At 50.9% G+C, this 17,792-nt stretch carries 13 protein-coding genes and 1 tRNA gene; 11 read left to right on the top strand and 3 right to left on the bottom strand.

The genetic code is table 11. From position 1 onward, the window contains the following. Positions 1–31: 31 nt before the first annotated feature. The 6 genes from nth (at position 32) to rapA (ending at position 9,383) form a co-directional block, all read left to right on the top strand. On the top strand, positions 32–667 hold the full coding sequence (gene nth / locus ACYZZ0_RS08575) for an endonuclease III (RefSeq protein WP_461536198.1): 636 nt from the start codon (positions 32–34) through the stop codon (positions 665–667). A 366-nt stretch (positions 668–1,033) separates the two neighbouring features. Continuing rightward, the gene (locus tag ACYZZ0_RS08570; RefSeq protein ID WP_461536197.1) at positions 1,034–1,486 is read left to right on the top strand and encodes a hypothetical protein; all 453 of its coding nucleotides are present in this window, start codon (positions 1,034–1,036) and stop codon (positions 1,484–1,486) included. A gap of 163 nt (positions 1,487–1,649) precedes the next feature. Further along, positions 1,650–2,807 carry a succinyl-diaminopimelate desuccinylase gene (dapE, locus tag ACYZZ0_RS08565; protein ID WP_461536196.1) on the top strand — a complete coding sequence of 386 codons (1,158 nt, stop codon included), beginning with the start codon at positions 1,650–1,652 and terminating at the stop codon, positions 2,805–2,807. Beyond that, positions 2,794–3,174 carry a hypothetical protein gene (locus tag ACYZZ0_RS08560; RefSeq protein WP_461536195.1) on the top strand — a complete coding sequence of 127 codons (381 nt, stop codon included), beginning with the start codon at positions 2,794–2,796 and terminating at the stop codon, positions 3,172–3,174. Before dapE ends, ACYZZ0_RS08560 begins: the two co-directional genes overlap by 14 nt. A 447-nt stretch (positions 3,175–3,621) precedes the next feature. After that, on the top strand, positions 3,622–6,129 hold the full coding sequence (plsB, locus tag ACYZZ0_RS08555; protein ID WP_461536194.1) for a glycerol-3-phosphate 1-O-acyltransferase PlsB: 2,508 nt from the start codon (positions 3,622–3,624) through the stop codon (positions 6,127–6,129). 374 nt (positions 6,130–6,503) lie between these two features. Continuing rightward, positions 6,504–9,383, top strand: coding sequence for an RNA polymerase-associated protein RapA (gene rapA / locus ACYZZ0_RS08550; protein ID WP_461536193.1), 2,880 nt, complete (start codon positions 6,504–6,506; stop codon positions 9,381–9,383). An 84-nt stretch (positions 9,384–9,467) separates the two neighbouring features. Here rapA and lpxL read toward each other — a convergent pair whose 3' ends face one another. Beyond that, positions 9,468–10,415 carry an LpxL/LpxP family Kdo(2)-lipid IV(A) lauroyl/palmitoleoyl acyltransferase gene (gene lpxL, locus ACYZZ0_RS08545; RefSeq protein WP_461536192.1) on the bottom strand — a complete coding sequence of 316 codons (948 nt, stop codon included), beginning with the start codon at positions 10,413–10,415 and terminating at the stop codon, positions 9,468–9,470. Between the two features lie 160 nt (positions 10,416–10,575). On the opposite strand from lpxL, the gene minC reads away from it, so the two are divergent. The 3 genes from minC (at position 10,576) to minE (ending at position 12,725) form a co-directional block, all read left to right on the top strand. Continuing rightward, positions 10,576–11,385: a septum site-determining protein MinC gene (minC, locus tag ACYZZ0_RS08540; protein ID WP_461536191.1), complete on the top strand. Its 810-nt coding sequence runs from the start codon at positions 10,576–10,578 to the stop codon at positions 11,383–11,385. Between the two features lie 217 nt (positions 11,386–11,602). Next, positions 11,603–12,415 (top strand): septum site-determining protein MinD, encoded by an 813-nt coding sequence (gene minD / locus ACYZZ0_RS08535; RefSeq protein ID WP_461536190.1) that lies wholly within the window; start codon positions 11,603–11,605, stop codon positions 12,413–12,415. 49 nt (positions 12,416–12,464) lie between these two features. Further along, positions 12,465–12,725 (top strand): cell division topological specificity factor MinE, encoded by a 261-nt coding sequence (minE, locus tag ACYZZ0_RS08530; RefSeq protein ID WP_461536189.1) that lies wholly within the window; start codon positions 12,465–12,467, stop codon positions 12,723–12,725. 30 nt (positions 12,726–12,755) lie between these two features. Here the strand turns inward: minE and ACYZZ0_RS08525 are convergent, their stop codons facing one another. Beyond that, positions 12,756–13,862 carry a tRNA-queuosine alpha-mannosyltransferase domain-containing protein gene (locus ACYZZ0_RS08525; protein ID WP_461536188.1) on the bottom strand — a complete coding sequence of 369 codons (1,107 nt, stop codon included), beginning with the start codon at positions 13,860–13,862 and terminating at the stop codon, positions 12,756–12,758. Positions 13,863–13,940: 78 nt separating this feature from the next. Between ACYZZ0_RS08525 and ACYZZ0_RS08520 the strand changes: the two genes are divergently transcribed. Both ACYZZ0_RS08520 and ACYZZ0_RS08515 read left to right on the top strand, forming a co-directional pair. Continuing rightward, a complete protein-coding gene (locus ACYZZ0_RS08520; RefSeq protein ID WP_461536187.1) occupies positions 13,941–15,236 on the top strand; it encodes a M18 family aminopeptidase in 1,296 nt (431 codons plus the stop codon). 197 nt (positions 15,237–15,433) lie between these two features. Continuing rightward, positions 15,434–17,578 carry a carboxy terminal-processing peptidase gene (locus tag ACYZZ0_RS08515; protein WP_461536186.1) on the top strand — a complete coding sequence of 715 codons (2,145 nt, stop codon included), beginning with the start codon at positions 15,434–15,436 and terminating at the stop codon, positions 17,576–17,578. A 137-nt stretch (positions 17,579–17,715) separates the two neighbouring features. On the opposite strand, the gene ACYZZ0_RS08510 is transcribed toward ACYZZ0_RS08515, so the two are convergent. Further along, positions 17,716–17,792, bottom strand: a tRNA-Asp gene (locus ACYZZ0_RS08510).

Genomic DNA, 17,792 nt, shown 5'->3' with positions numbered 1-17,792 from the left:
CCACCATGAGTATTAGCAGATCAGATTTAATATGAACCGGGAAAAACGCCACGCTATTTTCAGCCGTCTGCGCGAGCAGAATCCCGAGCCCAAAACCGAGCTGAACTATTCCAGTCCTTTTGAACTGCTGATTGCGGTCATTCTTTCAGCACAGGCTACTGACGTTGGTGTTAATAAGGCTACAGCCAAGCTATACCCGGTCGCCAATACGCCAGAAGATATTTATGCCCTCGGTGTCGAGGGGTTGAAGCAATATATCCGCACCATAGGCCTGTTTAACAGCAAGGCCGAAAATGTTATCAAAACCTGTAAAGCCCTAGTTGAACAACACAACTCTCAGGTTCCTGATACCAGAGAAGCGCTGGAAGCTCTTCCCGGTGTAGGTCGCAAAACTGCAAATGTTGTACTGAATACAGCATTCCGGCAGCCAGCAATGGCCGTGGACACCCATATTTTCAGAGTCTCCAATCGCACAGGGATTGCACCAGGTAAAAATGTACTTGCGGTCGAGAAGCGGCTGGTAAGGCTGGTACCGAAAGAGTTTCTGCTGGATGCTCACCACTGGCTAATCCTCCACGGGCGCTATACTTGCAAGGCGCGAAAACCTCAGTGCGGTAGCTGCATCATTGAAGACCTGTGTGAATTTAAGGATAAGTTATCCGACTGAAATGAAAGAAAACAGCTACACTTGCAATCTCACAAGCTGGGCAAAGCGTTCCGTATTCCAAATAAACAATAGAGCCCACCCCTGAGTAGCCGGAGTAACCGGTACTGTATACATAAAGAAGCTCAAGAGCGATATGAACACATGTACCGGCTCTTTCTAACTTTCATTTTACTGATATGCCAGACCCTCACACCGGCCAGGGCATCATTTGAAACGGTTGCAACACCTTTTGGTCCGTTGCCAGTGTATTTCCGGGTTTTTAAGTGTACATCTACAGCCCCCGAGGCGGTCGCTACTATTCAACTTTCTCAAGCAGAAGGTGGCGCCGGGAATGCAGATATTTTCTGGAAATCCAGTGCTGCCTCATTGAATAAAAAAGCCCCGTCTGAAGCCAGTTCAACAGATGAATCACTTTTTTTCGGATCCCGAGAAGAGGATGACCAGAGTCATCTGCCATATGATTTCCTGGAACATCTGTTCACAGTCTTGAGTCGGAATACTGAACTACCAGTGGCCTTTATAGAGAACCGCCTGATTCCGGCAGCACTTTTCATTCTGACAGTACCCATGGACCCGACAGTACAGCTGGATGAAGTGTTACAAATGGAAGACGCCATTTTTGAAGCAGAACCGGTTCCAGCAGTCACGTTGAAACTAATCTATGCAGGCAAAGATATTAACTTGAGTATCGAAGCCCTTGGTCGCTATCGAGGAGATTTTCATCTATTGGTGAGATTCACTCTACAGAATAACTCCAAGGCTTTTCTGCTGGTCTTTGACGACTTGCCTTTGCCTTCAGGCTCCTCGGACACTCATTGATATGCTCATTTTTCCGGTCCCCATATTACAATCCTCTGAGCCTCCCTGACCATGATCTGTTATCTTTGGCTGCTACAGAGCCTGAGCCAGGGCACCTAGAACCTGCCCCAATACATGGCAGGTTTGAGAATAATAATTTGACTCGACTAGAAGGTTACGATGAATGCCTGATACATCCCTATCAGAAACACTTGCACTGGCCTTTGACCTTATCTCGCGCCAGTCAGTTACGCCTGTCGATGCAGGTTGCCAGGAGTTAATGATCAGTCGACTCGAGCCGCTGGGGTTCAAAGTTGAGCGACTGCGCTTCGGGGAGGTTGATAATATCTGGCTGCGCCGGGGAGATTCGGCTCCTGTCATGGCCTTTGCCGGTCATACCGATGTTGTTCCCACCGGCCCCGAGGCTAACTGGGACTCTCCTCCCTTTACCCCTGAAATTCGTGACGGCATGCTGCTGGGTCGCGGAGCTGCTGATATGAAAGGCAGTCTGGCTGCCATGGTGACAGCCTGCGAACGTTTTGTTGAACGCTGTCCTGATCATCAAGGCTCAATCGCATTTCTTATTACCAGCGATGAAGAAGGTCCGGCTAAAAACGGTACGGTAAAAGTCATCGAACACCTGGAAGCCCGTGGCGAAAAGATTGACTGGTGCCTGGTAGGCGAACCATCAAGCACAGACAAGGTAGGGGACATTATTAAAAATGGCCGCCGGGGCTCATTGCATGCTGATATCTGCATTCGGGGGCACCAGGGACATGTGGCTTACCCTCATTTGGCAGAAAACCCGGTTCACCTGGCTGCTCCGGCATTGGCCGAGCTAAGCCAGGAGCACTGGGATCACGGTAATGACTTCTTTCCGGCCACCAGCTTTCAGATTACCGATATCCGCACCGGCAGCAAGGTCAACGCAGAGAATATGATTCCCGGTGCTGTCGATGTTCATATCAACTTCCGCTACAGCACCGAAGTAACCGCTGATGAACTGATACAGCGCACCGAGGCACTACTTGACCGGCACGGTCTGGACTACTCCACTCAATGGCGCATCAGTGGTGAGCCTTTCCTGACTGCTGAAGGCGCTCTGGTCTCTGCAGCTCAGAGCGCAATCAAGACAGTCACCGGTTATGAAACCGAGCTTTCAACCTCCGGTGGCACCTCTGATGGCCGCTTTATTGCTCCGACTGGTGCCCAGGTAGTGGAACTTGGCCCGGTAAATGCCACAATTCACAAGGTCAATGAGTGTGTTCGGGCTGCCGATCTGGATATACTCTCGCGCATTTACGAACAGATTCTGGAAAACCTGCTGTATGAGCCAGCCTGATATCGAAATTTATGTACGTGATGTGAACCTGGAAGATATAACGACCTGGCTCGCGGAAGTATTTGACACTGTTGAAACAGGGCCTGTGCACGGCAACTGTCGCTATTTCAAGGTATACCTTGCAGAGAAACAGATTCCGGTGCAGATCCAGAAAGGAGCCAGCGGCAAATGGAATAGCATCTGGTTTGACTCTTCTGGTACACCGTGGGATGAAGATAAAAGCTGCGGGCAAGCATTCAACCAGCGCTTCCAGCAACCGGTTCGCTGTAACGCATCTCTGTGGCAGGGGGATGAAAGCAATATGGATGAGTGGTTGCACATAAACCAAGATGGCAGCGAACAGTTAATTCAGTGGCCAAACGAATAATCCTTTCGGATTTTCTTATTGGTTGATGGCAACCCCGTTGTCATCAACCTCCCCCTTTCTCCCGTCAATCTGCTTTCATAGTCGACTCACATTGTTCCTGTGAGTAAAGCTCATTATTAGCCTCTTCGTGCCGAAGCCGAATCAGACTGTTACAATGCGCTCCATCTGTTGTTTTTTTGTAAGTTTCTGGGTCGTTGTTTTGCAACTTTTTGACGCGTGAATTTTTCAGCCTCCAAGGCGCAACGTCGGGAACGTAGCCATAGCTACGTGACCCTCGCTAGGAAACTAGGGTTGCAACGCAGCAAGGATGGAAAAGGCTCCGTCAAAAGATGTAAAACAACGACCCGGGAACTTATATCACTGTTTATTAAATCTGTAATGGTGTGAACAGGTGGTAGCTCACTCTTCCGAGCCCTCCCGCTTTTCCGCTTATGGCTGTCAGTTGTAATGAAAGATAAGAGCGAAAACCCCTCTCGCCCGACATCGTCCCGGACCAAACGTCTGGCTTTTCGTCTTGTACGTCAGGCCCAGAATCTGCTGGTCAGAGCCGAGGGCATCAATAACTCATTTGAAGCACTTGAGATCGACCCTGCCAAACCGGTTTGCTATGTGCTGCACCGGCAGTCTCTGTCCGACCTGGTTATACTGGATCAGGAATGTATCAAGGCAGGCCTTCCTCGCCCAACGCACCCAATAGAAGGTTTGGATAGCGACAGTGGTAATGCCTGTATTTTTCTACATCAGCCGCAAATCCAGCATGGCCAGTACTCCCCTCGCCTGGTTGAGCTGCTGCATCAAGTTGAAGCTGATCCGGAGCAGGATATTCAGCTGGTTCCTGTGTCCATTTTTGTAGGTCAGGGACCAGACAAGGAAGACTCCGCCCTGAAGCTGCTGTTTGCCCGCGGTTATAACGTCGGAGGCCGACTGCGCCGGTTTACCGAACTGCTGTTTAATGGCCGTCAAACGCTGGTACATTTCAGCAAACCCATTTCTCTGCGAGAGCTTGCGGGTGACAGTCAGGATCATAACCGGATATTAAGAAAAACCGGGCGTGTTCTACGGGTGCATTTTCGTCAGCTGCGTACTTCTGTCATCGGGCCGGACTTATCTCACCGTCGTACCATGGTCGACGAATTGCTGCGCACCCGCCATATGCGCCAGGCCATTGAAAAGGAAGCTACCGCCCATCAGATCACCATCAAGGAAGCTGAAGCTCGCGCTCTGAAATATGCGAACGAGATAGTCTCCGACTACAGTTTCCCTGTTGTTCGTTTCCTGAGAAAACTGCTGACCTGGTTCTGGAACAAGCTGTATGATGGCGTCGAAGTCAACAATATCGAGCGGGTGCAGGATATATCCAAAACTCACGAAGTGGTTTATATCCCCTGCCACCGAAGCCATATTGATTACCTGCTACTGTCGTACACCCTGTTTCAGTACCGTCTGAGCCCACCGCATATTGCTGCCGGCATCAACCTCAACATGCCGGTTGTTGGTCGTTTCCTGCGAAGCGGTGGTGCATTCTTTATGCGTCGTACATTCCGCGGAAACCCGCTTTATAGTGCAGTATTTCATGAGTACCTGCATACCTTGTATGTTCGTGGTTTCCCGGTCGAGTACTTTATTGAGGGTGGTCGCTCCCGTACCGGTCGTACCCTGAATCCAAAGACCGGTATGCTGTCCATTACCATTCGCAGCTTCCTGCGTGATCACCGCCGGCCTATTTGCTTTGTTCCGGTTTATATTGGTTATGAAAAGCTGCTGGAAGTTGGCACCTACCTGGGTGAGCTACGTGGCAAGAAAAAGAAAAAAGAGTCTCCGCTGGATATCATTCGTACCCTTGCTGAACTGAAGAGTGAGTTTGGCCGGGTCAGTTTGAACTTCGGTGAACCTGTCTGCCTGAACGAATTTCTTGACCAGCAACAGCCGGGCTGGACAACCCAGAAGTACAATGATGAGTTCAAACCGGAATGGCTCAAGCCGGTTACCAACCAGCTGGGTATACGCTTGTCGCAGGAAATTAATAATGCTGCAGCTATCAATCCAGTCAATATGGTAGCCACAGCACTGCTCAGCGCTCCCCGTCATGCTCTCAGTGAAGAAGAACTGGTGTTGCAGCTGGATACTACACTGAAGCTGTTAAAAACCGTTCCCTACAGCGAGCATATTTCTTACACCGAGCTGAGTGGCAGCGAAATGGTGGAATATGTTGAGAAGCTTAAACTGGTCACTCGTCGTTCAGACAGTCTGGGAGATGTGCTGCAACTGGAGGGCAACCATCCGGTATTGATGACCTACTATCGCAATAACATTCTGCATATGCTGGCTCTGCCATCTCTGATCTGTGCCATGTTCCTGACCAATCATCGTCAGCCTCGCCGACACCTGCAGGAAATCTGTATGGTACTGTATCCCTATCTTCAGGCTGAGCTGTTCCTGCGCTGGGAGAAACGGGAGCTGGTACGCGAAATCAATCGTTGGCTCGATGCGCTGGTTGATGCCGGATTACTCAGTGAAATCGACGGTGAATACAGCCGCCCTGACAGCAGCTCCACACCTTATGTGATGATGAGTGTAATGGCTCGCCCGATGTTGCCCACACTGGAGCGCTTCTATATCGTCATTCAGTTGCTGCTGCTTAATGGCAGCGGTGAAACTGACCGCGAAAGCCTGGAGGCTCAGTCTCAGGTCATGGCCCAGCGCCTGTCCATGATTCATGGCATCAATGCACCGGAGTTCTTTGATAAAAACCTGTTCCGCAGCTTTATTGACCAGCTGATTCAGCAGGGTATCTTGCTGGAAAATACCGGCAGTAAACTGGAGTACGGACATGAAGTCACCCAGGTTGCTGAAGATGCCCGCCAGTTGCTGACCAGTGAAGTGCGTCACAGTATTCTGCAAGTCACCCAGAAGCAGCACCCACACCAACCAAACCCTCAACCTGAGGCTTCCTGAGCGTTCAGTAAACGTATAACGGATCCAACAACTGCTTTGGCAGCGGTTGGATCCGTGTATAATCGCGCGGGTAAATTTATTGGAGGCTGCTATTCTGTTTTCATTGTTTCAGCTACAGGCTTCCAGACAGAACGGCGGACAAATCATAGCCATCAATTACCATGATGCGCTGTCCGGGATATCCATCTACGGAGAAAACATGCCAGTCTACGGGCATAACATATTGTCCTCTCAGGATTTTCCGCTACTATACCGCCCCTTTTCAACATAGATGCATCCGGGCATCAAACGGGTCATTGACCTACCGGTTTTCCCATTAACCCCCTTAGCCTGATTGCAGGCTATTTACTACGGCAGCAAAAACACGGAAACCTATGGAAGAATTCGTTCCCGGACAACGCTGGATTAGCGACACCGAGATCGAACAGGGGCTGGGCACTGTCCTGATGATGGACGCCCGCATGGTTACCCTGCTCTTTCCGGCCACTGGCGAAACGCGACTGTATGCACGTCATAACAGCCCCCTGACCCGCGTCATTTTCAATCCGGGCGACCGGGTGGAAAGTCATGACGGTCAGACCATGACCGTTACCGAGGTTGCAGAAAAAGACGGACTGCTGACATATATCGGTCAGGATCGGGACGGTGAACGCCACGAACTACCGGAAACCAATCTCAGCAACTTTATCCAGTTCAACAAGCCTCAGGACCGCCTGCTGGCCGGCCAGATTGATACCAACAGCAATTTCAATCTGCGCTACAAGACCCTGCAGCATAATCACCGCCTGTGTAAATCCGCTTTCCGCGGTCTGCTGGGCCCCCGGGCCGGCCTGATCCCCCACCAGCTTCACATCGCCAATGAAGTCGCTTCCCGTTACGCTCCACGCGTACTGCTGGCGGATGAAGTGGGTCTGGGTAAAACCATTGAAGCCGGTCTGATTCTTCACCGTCAGCTGATCACCGGGCATGCCCGTCGAGTGTTGCTGATTGTGCCGGAGACACTCCAGCATCAGTGGCTGGTTGAAATGCTGCGCCGCTTCAACCTGCATTTTTCCCTGTTTGATCAGGAACGCTGCCGGCATACCGAAAGTGATAATCCGTTCCAGAGCGAGCAGCTGATTCTGGTCAGTCTGGACTTCCTGCGGGACGATGAAAATGCTCGCCAGCAATGCCAGGAAGCCGGTTGGGATACCCTGATTGTCGATGAGGCTCATCATCTTAAATGGGAAGAAAATAAACCCAGCACTGAATACGAACTGGTTGAACAGCTGGCACAAAACACGCCCAGTGTATTGCTACTGACGGCAACACCGGAGCAACTGGGTCAGGCCAGCCACTTTGCCCGTCTGCGCCTGCTGGATCCCAACCGTTTTTACAGCCTGGAAGCCTTCCGCGAAGAGCAGTCTGCTTATGAACCGGTAGCCTCTGCAGTGCAGGAACTGCTGGATAACGACCAGTTACCGGAAGAAGCGGTTTCCCATCTGCAAACCCTGCTGGGTGACCAGATTGATACACTGATTCAGACTATCAATAGTCATCAGGCCAGCGAGAACCGCACGCATGCCCGCGAGCAGCTGATTCGACTGCTGCTGGATCGTCATGGCACCGGCCGGGTTATGTTCCGTAACACCCGTAACGCCATTTCCGGCTTCCCGGGTCGCCTGGCACAGAGCTATCCTCTGTCTCTGCCAGAACTGTACAGCATTGCCATGGAAGAAGCTGAAGGGCTGGAACAGCACCTTTATCCGGAATTGGCTTATCAGCAGCAGATCAAGCTGGATGATATGGATCCTTGGTGGAAAGTGGATCCCCGGGTCGACTGGCTGATCAACCTGCTGAAGCTGCTGAAAAAGAAGAAAGTACTGATTATCTGCGCCCGTGCAGAGACTGTATTGGATCTGGAAAACGCCCTGCGTATCCGTTCAGGCATTCCGGCAGCGGTATTCCACGAAGGCATGAGCATTGTCGAACGTGACCGTGCCAGCGCCTGGTTTGCTGATGAAGAGTACGGTGCCCAGACCCTGATCTGTTCCGAGATTGGCAGTGAAGGCCGTAACTTCCAGTTCGCTCATCACCTGGTCCTGTTTGATCTGCCGGTTAACCCGGATCTGCTGGAGCAGCGCATTGGTCGTCTGGATCGTATTGGTCAGACCCAAACCATCCAGATTCATGCGCCGGTACTGGAAAATACCGCCCAGTCCATGCTGTTCCGCTGGTATGACGAAGGGATGGATGCCTTCAATACCACCTGCCGGGCCGGCAGTATTGTTTCGGCCGAACTGGGTGATGAACTGAATACCGTCCTGACCAGTGGTGAATTTAACTCGGAAGATGCTGAAAAGCTGATCCAGAAAACCACCAAAGTCAGCAGTGAAGTCAGTGCTTATCTTGAGCAGGGTCGTGATCGCCTGCTGGAACTGAACTCTCATGGCAGCCACGGTAGCGAACAGGGCAGCATTGTTACCGCTATTCAGGAAGAGGAAGAGTCCCGTACCCTGAAGAAGTATATGGAGAAGCTGTTTGATGCCTTCGGTGTCGAATCAGAAGACCACTCCAAACACTGCCTGATTGCCAGACCTGGCAGCCATATGGCCGTTCCAAGTCTGCCCGGCTTACCGGAAGATGGCGCCACCTTCACATTTGATCGTGATATGGCACTGGCTCGGGAAGATATGCAGTTCCTGACCTGGGAGCACCCATTGGTCAGCAGTTGCATGGAAACGGTTATGACCGGAGAGACCGGTAACACTGCCGTATCCATTATCAAGAACCGCAGTCTGAAGCCCGGCACCATGTTGCTGGAAGCTATCTACACGGTTGAAGCCTGCGGTAAACGACAGCTCGAGCTTGATCGCTATCTGCCGGCAACACCGATCCGTACCCTGATTGATCCAACAGGTAAAGATCTGGCGGCAAAGGTCAGCTTTGAAGGTCTGGCTGCACAGCTTCAACCGTTGAAGACCGGTACCGCCCGCAAGGTAGTCAAGAGCCAGCGTCAGATTATTCTGGCTCTGCTGCAAGCTGCTGAAGCTTCCGTTAAACAACAAGTGCCTGCAATTGTGACCAACGCCTGCCAGACACTGCTGAACAATGTAACGGAAGAAATGAAGCGCCTGGCCGCACTGAAACAGGTTAACCCCAATGTTCGGGATGAAGAAATCGACTTCCTGAAACAGCGGGCAGCCTATGGTCATCAGGCTCTGCAAAAAGCCCAGCTCAGACTGGATGCCATGCGCCTGGTAATCACTACCTGACCAGCTCAGCTCTTGGGCTCACCAAAAAAGGTGGTGCAATCAATATTGCACCACCTTTTTTCTTTATAAATTCACAGAAAAAACCTAATAAAGCTTGGGCTCTCCTTCCGGCCGTGTTTTAAAACGGCGATGAACCCAGTAGTAGTCTTCAGGGTACTGTCTTATAATCTGCTCCACATACTGATTGACCCGCACCGCATCCCTGACATCATCACCTTGCGGGAAATCGTCCCATGCTGGATGAAACTTGATGTGATACTTACCAGTTTCATAATTTCTGTAAGCCGATATTGGCACCACCCGAGATCCTGTCATACGACATAACCTCGCTGCTCCGGTCACTGTTGCAGCATTAATGCCCATAAAGGGGGCAAAAACGCTTTGCTTGGGTCCGTAATCCTGATCAGGCAAGTACCACATAATCTTGCCGGCTTTTAATCGTCGTACAAAAGTCCGCACATCTTTTCGATCGACCAGCTTTCTTCCACAGTCATTAAAACGGGTTCGACGCTGGCGCTGTATATATTCATAAAAAGGATTTTTGTGGCGGCGATAAGTTATATCAGTTGCAACGGCCAGTGATGCGGTAGCACCCATCATTTCAATACAGGTCTGGTGAATACCCAGCAGGACAATGCCTTTGCCACCCTGCTCTATATTTTCCAGTCCTTCCAGCTCCCAGCTGTCTTCCAGTCGCTTGCGTGACCACCACCAGGCCATACCGACTTCAAGCACCCCGATACCCAGCGATTCATAACTTTTAACCAGAAACTTTTCTCGTTGTTGCTGATCAAGTTCAGGAAAACACAAAGCTATATTTCGCTCGGCAATATGACGGCGACGCCCTCCCACACGAAGAAACATTCGTCCTAACCTGCGTCCCAGTCCGATCTGCATTTTCCATGGCAGGCCACTAATCAGCCGGCTAATACCGAACATCAGCCACAGGCTCCAGTAACGGGGAGATAAATAGTGCAGCTGAAACTCCAGCGGCTGTTCCGGCTTGTCCGCAGCGGAAGTGCGTTTATTCATATTGGTTGGTCATAAAAGTTAGACATCTCAGGCGGCGCATTCTCGCATTTTTGGCCTGATCTTTAAAAATCTGACCCGATCTTGAAAAAAGGGTTCTGCATTCCATAAAAAAATCTGCTTATAATGGGGAATCGGATGGCGGGCACCAAAAGGGTTGGGTATGAACAGACACGACTTGCAACAGGAAAGCACCTGCTTTCGGCTCAAGGGAGGACTCGTCGCCCTTACAACCATCGAACTGCTTAACTTCACTCCGGAAGCATTTCAACGTCAGTTAAGCAAAACCATCGAGAACGCACCTCGTTTCTTCGAACAGTCGCCGGTTATTCTGGCACTGGAAAAACTGGAACCTTCCCATCAGTTTATTGACTTTCACTCATTGCGAGCCCTGTGCAAAAACTATGGCATTATTCTGGTTGCCATTCGCGGCGGCACGGAATCTCATCGAGCAGTAGCACAAACTGCTGGCCTGGCATGGCTACCCGCGGCCAAAGTAAAAGAATCTAAAAACGACAAGATTACCGAAAATAAAAACGACGGCAATGTCATATTAATGAGTCAGCACCAACTACGACTTGAACTCAATAATAATGCAGTCGATAACAATATGTCGGAAAAACAGCCTGCCACACCATCTGTTTCTTCTGTCGCCAAGGTAATTACCACTCCCGTACGCTCTGGACAGCAAATTCACAGTGACGGTGACCTGATTGTGTTTGGTCAGGTCAGTACCGGAGCAGAGCTATTGGCTGCCGGCAATATTCATGTCTATGGTGCTTTACGGGGAAGAGCTCTGGCGGGTATAGAGAGCAACAATCACGCCCGTATCTTCTGCCACAGCTTTGAAGCCGAGCTGGTTTCGATCGGTGGTAATTACAAGCTGATCTCTGAGCAAGACAAAAAGTATTGGAAAAAGCCGTTTCAGGCATATTTAGTCGAAGATAAGTTGCACCTTGAAGCGCTTTCATAAATACTGTGGTCAGTTAAGCAGGTGGCCCAGACAACACTTTCAACACTTAATAATTGCCGGAAGTTTCCCTGACGAGCTCGGTATTAAATGAAATCAAATGCGACCGGATTATGCCTGTCAGTTTTAAACCGGTGCATTGCTTCTATTTTTTTGGTTGCCGCACGTCAAAGACACATCCCGGATATCAGGCCATCGCCGTAAAAATCAGGATGGTACCTTGGCAAAGATCATTGTAATAACCTCCGGCAAGGGGGGGGTAGGCAAAACAACTACCAGCGCAGCTTTTGCAACCGGACTTGCCATGAAGGGTTTCAAAACAGTCGTCATTGATTTCGATGTCGGCCTTCGAAATCTGGATCTGGTCATGGGCTGTGAGCGCCGGGTTGTTTATGATTTTATCAATGTTATTAATGGCGAAGCCCGGCTTCATCAGGCGCTGATTAAAGACAAGCACTCTGAGAACCTGTGCGTTCTGCCTGCATCCCAAACCCGTGATAAAGATGCGCTCACCAAAGAAGGTGTTGAAGCCGTCTTGTCCGATCTGGCTAAAGACTTCGATTATATTGTTTGTGACTCCCCGGCCGGCATTGAACATGGTGCCATGATGGCACTTTATTTTGCTGACGAAGCCATTGTCACAACCAATCCCGAGATTTCATCTGTTCGTGATTCCGATCGTATTCTGGGCATCCTTCAAAGTCGTTCCCGTCGTGCTGAAAATAACCTTGAGCCGGTAAAAGAACATTTGCTGGTTAACCGTTACGATCCCGTGCGGGTTAGTAAGGGGGAGATGCTCGACCTGGAAGATGTGAAGGAAATCCTGGCGATTCCATTACTGGGCGTGATTCCTGAATCACCGGATGTACTCAAGGCATCCAACAAGGGTTTGCCTGTTATTCACCTGCAGGAATCCATCGCAGGTCAGGCTTACATGGATATGGTTGAACGATTCCTCGGTGAAGAACGGCCTCACCGTTTTCTGGAAGCGCCCAAACCATCTCTGATACAAAGGATGTTTGGGGGGAAGTAGCTGGCATGAAACCTATAACAGCCATTCCGAGAACAGGGAGCACAGTCTGATGAGCCTGCTGGACTCTTTCTTTCGCCGCAACGGGCACGAAGAAGATCACTCCGCGGATACAGCCCGGGAACGGCTGAAAATCATTGTTGCACACGAGCGTTCGACCCGGAATGGACCTGATTACCTGCCGGCCATGCAGCAGGATATTGTCACGGTTGTAAACAAATATGTGAACGTAAATCCCGGCGATATTCATATCCAGCTGGATAGCCTGGGAGACACATCAGTATTGGAAGTGAATGTCACCCTGCCCGGTTGATGCCGGGCGTATTATTCCTTCCCGGTCTGATCAGAGACTGATTGCAGTCAGGGCATCATCATAACTTTGGCCAAGGTATGACCAGCGTAACCTGTTCAAATCGGGCACATCTCGCTTAAAGCTTCCCTGTGACTTCGCTTCAGCCAACACCTGAAGCCTTCCCGCAAGTATTTGTGCTTCTTTTTCCGGCTGCTCCGGACAGCTCTCATACCTGAAGCGGTGGGGAAACAATTCCCGGTAAGCCAGCCGATCCGGCACTAAAGGCTGACAACCTGCAGCTACTGCCTCCAGCACTGCAATGCCCTGAAAGTCATGAATCGCCGTAGACAATACAATATCTCCCGCAGCCAGAATTTTTCGATATTCAGTGTCATCAGCAATATGTCCCCAGCTACCGATAAAGCTTTCCAGCTCTGACCGGGCTTTCACAAACACTTCCGGCATGCGCCTGAACTGCTGCCCCAGCACATGTACTTTAAAGGGCACATTAGCTCTGCGAAGATGGCTGAGTGCCATAAATAAGGTTTCCGGCGCTTTATCGTACTCCCAGCGATGGTTCCAGATAATTTGTAACGGCGAGCCTTTGCTGTCGTCTTCAGTATGTTCAACAAAAAGGCTGTCGGACAACGGCACCGGTACCACCTGACTACGTTCCTGCAATAATTCCGGCACATTATCAGGCACATAATCCGGTAATTTTTTTAGCAACTGCGATACACCATTGATAAAGGTTGTGCGATTATAATCACTATTGAACAGCACCCTGTCCGCCGACAATGCCGAATACAGATTCACAATCTGCGGTTCCAGCGTCGTTTGCTGGCTGGATGAGGAGGGGTAGGCAAACTGGTTTTCGTGGAAGTAGACAATACTTGGCACCGAGGCCAGTTTTGGCACCATACCCCGCAGCGCTGACAAATCAGTCATAGATGTAGCCAGAACCCTGTCATAAGATTGCCCCAGCAGTTGACGTTCGCCAAAGGCCCAGCTCAGACTGCTGCCCCGAATACGCCAATTAAAATGGCGCGGAGGCAGACTGAGTACGGTCCAGTCATGATGACCCAGATTTGCAACCAGCCCCTCACGCCAATAGCGATGACTCATGGCATCATAGGCCGACAGTAAAAGTATTTTCATTCTTCAGCTTCCGGAATGGCACTCTGATAATGTTCCGTGACAGCCGAAGTTTTTCAGCAATCACCACAAGGATCGGGCATGAGTTTTAATCAACGCCTGCTGGACTATCTCCACGCATCACCTACTCCCTGGCACGCCACCAAAAACATGCAACAGCTGTTGCAGGAAGCAGGGTTTGAGCTCCTTGATGAGCGTGACGAGTGGAGTATACAGCCAGGCAAGGGATATGTTGTTACCCGCAACGGATCCTCTCTGATCGCATTTACTACAGGCCGTGCCGAGTATACCAAAACCGGTTTCCGGATGGTGGGCGCACACACTGACAGCCCTTGCCTGCAAGTCAAGCCTGCACCGGAAATCAAAAAGCACGGTTACCTGCAGCTGGGCGTTGAAACCTACGGTGGCGTATTGCTGAACCCCTGGTTCGACCGTGACCTGTCATTGGCCGGCCGGGTTGTTTATACCGACAGCAACAACCAGCTGAAATCAACCCTGATTAATTTTGAGAAAGCGATCGCCACTATTCCAAGTCTGGCTATCCACCTGGATCGTGGTGCCAACAAGGAGCGCACCGTTAACCCCCAGACCGACATCCCGCCGGTACTGTGCCATCTGCCGGATGACGACACTGCTGACTTCCGCAGCCTGCTGCTAAAGCACCTCAAGGAACAGGGCGTCGCTGCAGAAAAGGTTGTCGATTTTGACCTGCGTTTCTTTGATACCCAGGCACCGGCACAAATCGGTCTGCGTGACGAGTTTATTGCCAGCGCCCGCCTGGATAATCTGCTGAGCTGCTTTGTCGGTACCGAGGCTTTGCTCAATGCCGGCACCGATGCCGAGTATCCATTCCTGCTGGTCTGCAATGACCACGAAGAGTGTGGCAGCCTGTCCACAACCGGTGCCCAGGGACCATTCCTGAAAGATGTGCTGGAGCGCGTGATTGGCTCCGGTGCAGACTTTACCCGCACCATGCAGAACTCCCTGCTGATTTCTGCTGACAATGCCCACGGCATTCACCCCAACTTTGCTGACAAGCATGACAGCAACCATGGCCCGCTGCTGAATGCCGGCCCCGTCATCAAGATCAATGCCAATCAGCGCTACGCCACCACTGATGAAACCAGCAGTCTGTTCCGCTGGGTCTGCGAGATGGAAGGGGTTCCGGTACAACAGTTTGTAACCCGTACCGATATGGGCTGCGGCAGCACCATTGGCCCGCTGACTTCCGGCGAGCTGGGTGTACGCACGCTTGACGTTGGCCTGCCAACCTTTGGCATGCACTCCATTCGCGAACTGGCCGGCACCAAAGATGCAGAATATCTGGTTAAGGTATTGAAGCGTCTGGCCAGCATGGAACAGCTGGTTATCAGCTAATCCATGATTAACAGGCAGGTCGCTACGCTACCTGCCTGTGCTCCCACCCCTCTGTCGGCTTGCTGGCAGCCAGCAATAACACTCCCATCAGAAGACTACTGACGGTATCATGTCCTAAGATTATCTTTACGAACGCTGCCCAAATGCCTTGATATGTGGCGGGGACTAACGAAAACAGCAAGGAGCCTCTATTTCAGATGCTTTTCAACCCTACTTTCAGGAAAAGCCAGCTGACACGTTCGTTAGCTGTTGTACTGGCGACATTCTCGCTGTCATCCCTGCCGGTACACGCCAAAACAGATGCCACCACTGACCCCTTACCCGAACTGAAGCCCAATCTGAACCAGGCAATCGCCAGTGCCAATATCTACAAAATGCTTGAGCTCAAGCACTATGAGCGTCTGGCCGTGGATGAGGCTTATGCCGAGCGTTTCTTCAACCAGTATCTGGAGCAGCTTGACCGTTACAAGCGATTCTTCCTTGCCGCCGATGTCGAGGAGTTTGATCCCTGGCGCAAAAAACTGGCGGGCACGCTAAAAAATGGTGATCTGAGACAAGCCTATGAAATCTTCAATCGTCGCCAGCAAAGGGCAGAGGAACGCCTTGAGTACTTGTTGAAATTGCTGGATAACGGCATCAGCATACTTGATTTCACAAGAGATGAGGCTCTTGAGCTGGAACGGGATAAAGCCCCCTGGCTGGACAACAAGAACAAACAGTTCGATCTCTGGCGCCGCGAATTCAAGGAAAGCGTACTGTCCATGCGAATGAACAAGCGCACGGAAGAGGAAATTTCCAACCAGCTGCGCAAGCGCTTTACCAATCAGTTGCGATACCTGAAGCAGACTCGCAGCGAGGATGCCTTCCAGACTTATATCAACTCATTCGTCAAACTGTTTGACCCGCACACAGAGTATTTCTCGCCACAGTCTGCCGAGAACTTTGATATCAGCATGAGTCTTTCTCTGGAAGGGATTGGTGCTGTGCTACAGGCCGATGATGAATACACCAAGGTGGTAAGCCTGGTTCCGGCCGGCCCGGCAGACAAGGCTGGACAGCTGAAACCCGGTGACAAGATTATCGGTGTTGGTCAGGGCAAAGACGGCCCGATTGAAGAAGTCATCGGTATGCGACTGGATGAAGTGGTCAAAAAGATTCGCGGCCCCAAATCTACCCTGGTTCGGCTTGAAGTCATCACTTCTGGCGGCAGTGAAAGCAACACCAGTATTTATCCTATCAACCGTGACAAGGTGAAGCTTGAAGAACAGTCAGCACAAAAGTACGTACTGGAAATTCCCGGTGCAGTGCAGACCTTCAAGATTGGTGTTATTTCCATTCCCACCTTTTATATCGATTTCAAAGCCGCTCAGGCTGGTGACCCGGAATACAAGAGCACGACCCGTGACGTACGCCAGCTGATCAGCGAGCTGAAGAAAGAGCGGGTGGACGGTCTGGTAATTGACCTCCGAAACAATGGTGGTGGTTCATTACAGGAAGCCAATCAGCTGACCGGCCTTTTTATCGATAGCGGCCCTACAGTCGTCGTCAAGGATGGTCGTGGTCGTATGGATATTCAGCGGGATACTGATCCGGGCCTGGCCTGGGATGGCCCGATGACCGTACTGATCAATCGACTCAGTGCATCTGCATCTGAGATTTTTGCGGGTGCGATGCAGGACTATGGCCGGGCATTGATTATTGGTAGTCAGAGTTTTGGTAAAGGCACAGTGCAAACCATCCAGCCTCTGAACCATGGTCAGCTTAAATATACCCTGGCCAAGTTCTACCGTATTTCCGGCATGAGTACCCAGAATCGCGGCATCATTCCCGATATCGCATTCCCGTCACTGTACAACCCGGCCAAAATCGGTGAAAGCTCACTGCCCAACGCACTTCCCTGGGACACCATTGAGCCGATTGATTTTGAATCAGCGGGCACTCTGGCGCCTTATTTTGATCTGCTGGAAAAGCGTCACAGCCAGCGGGTCAGTGACAATGCTGATTTCATGTATCTCAATGACATGAAAAATTTCCTGCAGCAGGCTGACGATATAGAGACACTGTCGCTAAATGAGAAAGCCCGCAAAGCTCAGGAAGAAGCCCAGACCGAGCAGAAACTGGCCATTGAAAACCGGTTGCGCAAAGCCAAGGGTGAAAAGGAGCTGAAGTCACTTGAGGAGCTTGCGGATGAAGCAACATCTTCACGCTTCAAGGGGCCTACTGAAGAAGAAGTCCGCAAGGATGCAATGCTGGTAGAGTCAGGTCATATTCTGGTCGATTACATTCAACTGAACCGCCAGTACACAGCAGATCTAAGCAAAGAGAAGGACCTGGAGCCCTGATCCGTCGAGGCTGATCTGGAAAGCTCATTTCAGATCAGCCTGCATCAATCCATTCGAACAGGTACACGTTGAAGGGCCTTATATTTCAGGCATAAAAAAAAAGCCACATCAATAACTTGATGTGGCTTTCTGTTTGATGGCGGACCGGACGGGACTCGAACCCGCGACCTCCGGCGTGACAGGCCGGCATTCTAACCAACTGAACTACCGGTCC

This window comes from Spongorhabdus nitratireducens (genome assembly GCA_947387575.1).
Taxonomy (GTDB): domain Bacteria; phylum Pseudomonadota; class Gammaproteobacteria; order Pseudomonadales; family Endozoicomonadaceae; genus CANDOC01.
Note: the sequence above shows the minus strand (reverse complement) of the source record. Positions and strands in the feature narration are given on the sequence as shown.

What these genes read in the sequence shown, in the direction of transcription:
- rapA (WP_461536193.1), top strand. Translation starts at nt 6,504, where the DNA reads ATGGAAGAATTCGTTCCCGGACAACGCTGGATTAGCGACACCGAGATC.
- ACYZZ0_RS08525 (WP_461536188.1), bottom strand. Translation starts at nt 13,862, where the DNA reads ATGAAAATACTTTTACTGTCGGCCTATGATGCCATGAGTCATCGCTAT.
- ACYZZ0_RS08560 (WP_461536195.1), top strand. Translation starts at nt 2,794, where the DNA reads ATGAGCCAGCCTGATATCGAAATTTATGTACGTGATGTGAACCTGGAA.
- ACYZZ0_RS08520 (WP_461536187.1), top strand. Translation starts at nt 13,941, where the DNA reads ATGAGTTTTAATCAACGCCTGCTGGACTATCTCCACGCATCACCTACT.
- minC (WP_461536191.1), top strand. Translation starts at nt 10,576, where the DNA reads ATGAACAGACACGACTTGCAACAGGAAAGCACCTGCTTTCGGCTCAAG.
- minE (WP_461536189.1), top strand. Translation starts at nt 12,465, where the DNA reads ATGAGCCTGCTGGACTCTTTCTTTCGCCGCAACGGGCACGAAGAAGAT.
- lpxL (WP_461536192.1), bottom strand. Translation starts at nt 10,415, where the DNA reads ATGAATAAACGCACTTCCGCTGCGGACAAGCCGGAACAGCCGCTGGAG.
- dapE (WP_461536196.1), top strand. Translation starts at nt 1,650, where the DNA reads ATGCCTGATACATCCCTATCAGAAACACTTGCACTGGCCTTTGACCTT.
- nth (WP_461536198.1), top strand. Translation starts at nt 32, where the DNA reads ATGAACCGGGAAAAACGCCACGCTATTTTCAGCCGTCTGCGCGAGCAG.
- ACYZZ0_RS08515 (WP_461536186.1), top strand. Translation starts at nt 15,434, where the DNA reads ATGCTTTTCAACCCTACTTTCAGGAAAAGCCAGCTGACACGTTCGTTA.
- plsB (WP_461536194.1), top strand. Translation starts at nt 3,622, where the DNA reads ATGAAAGATAAGAGCGAAAACCCCTCTCGCCCGACATCGTCCCGGACC.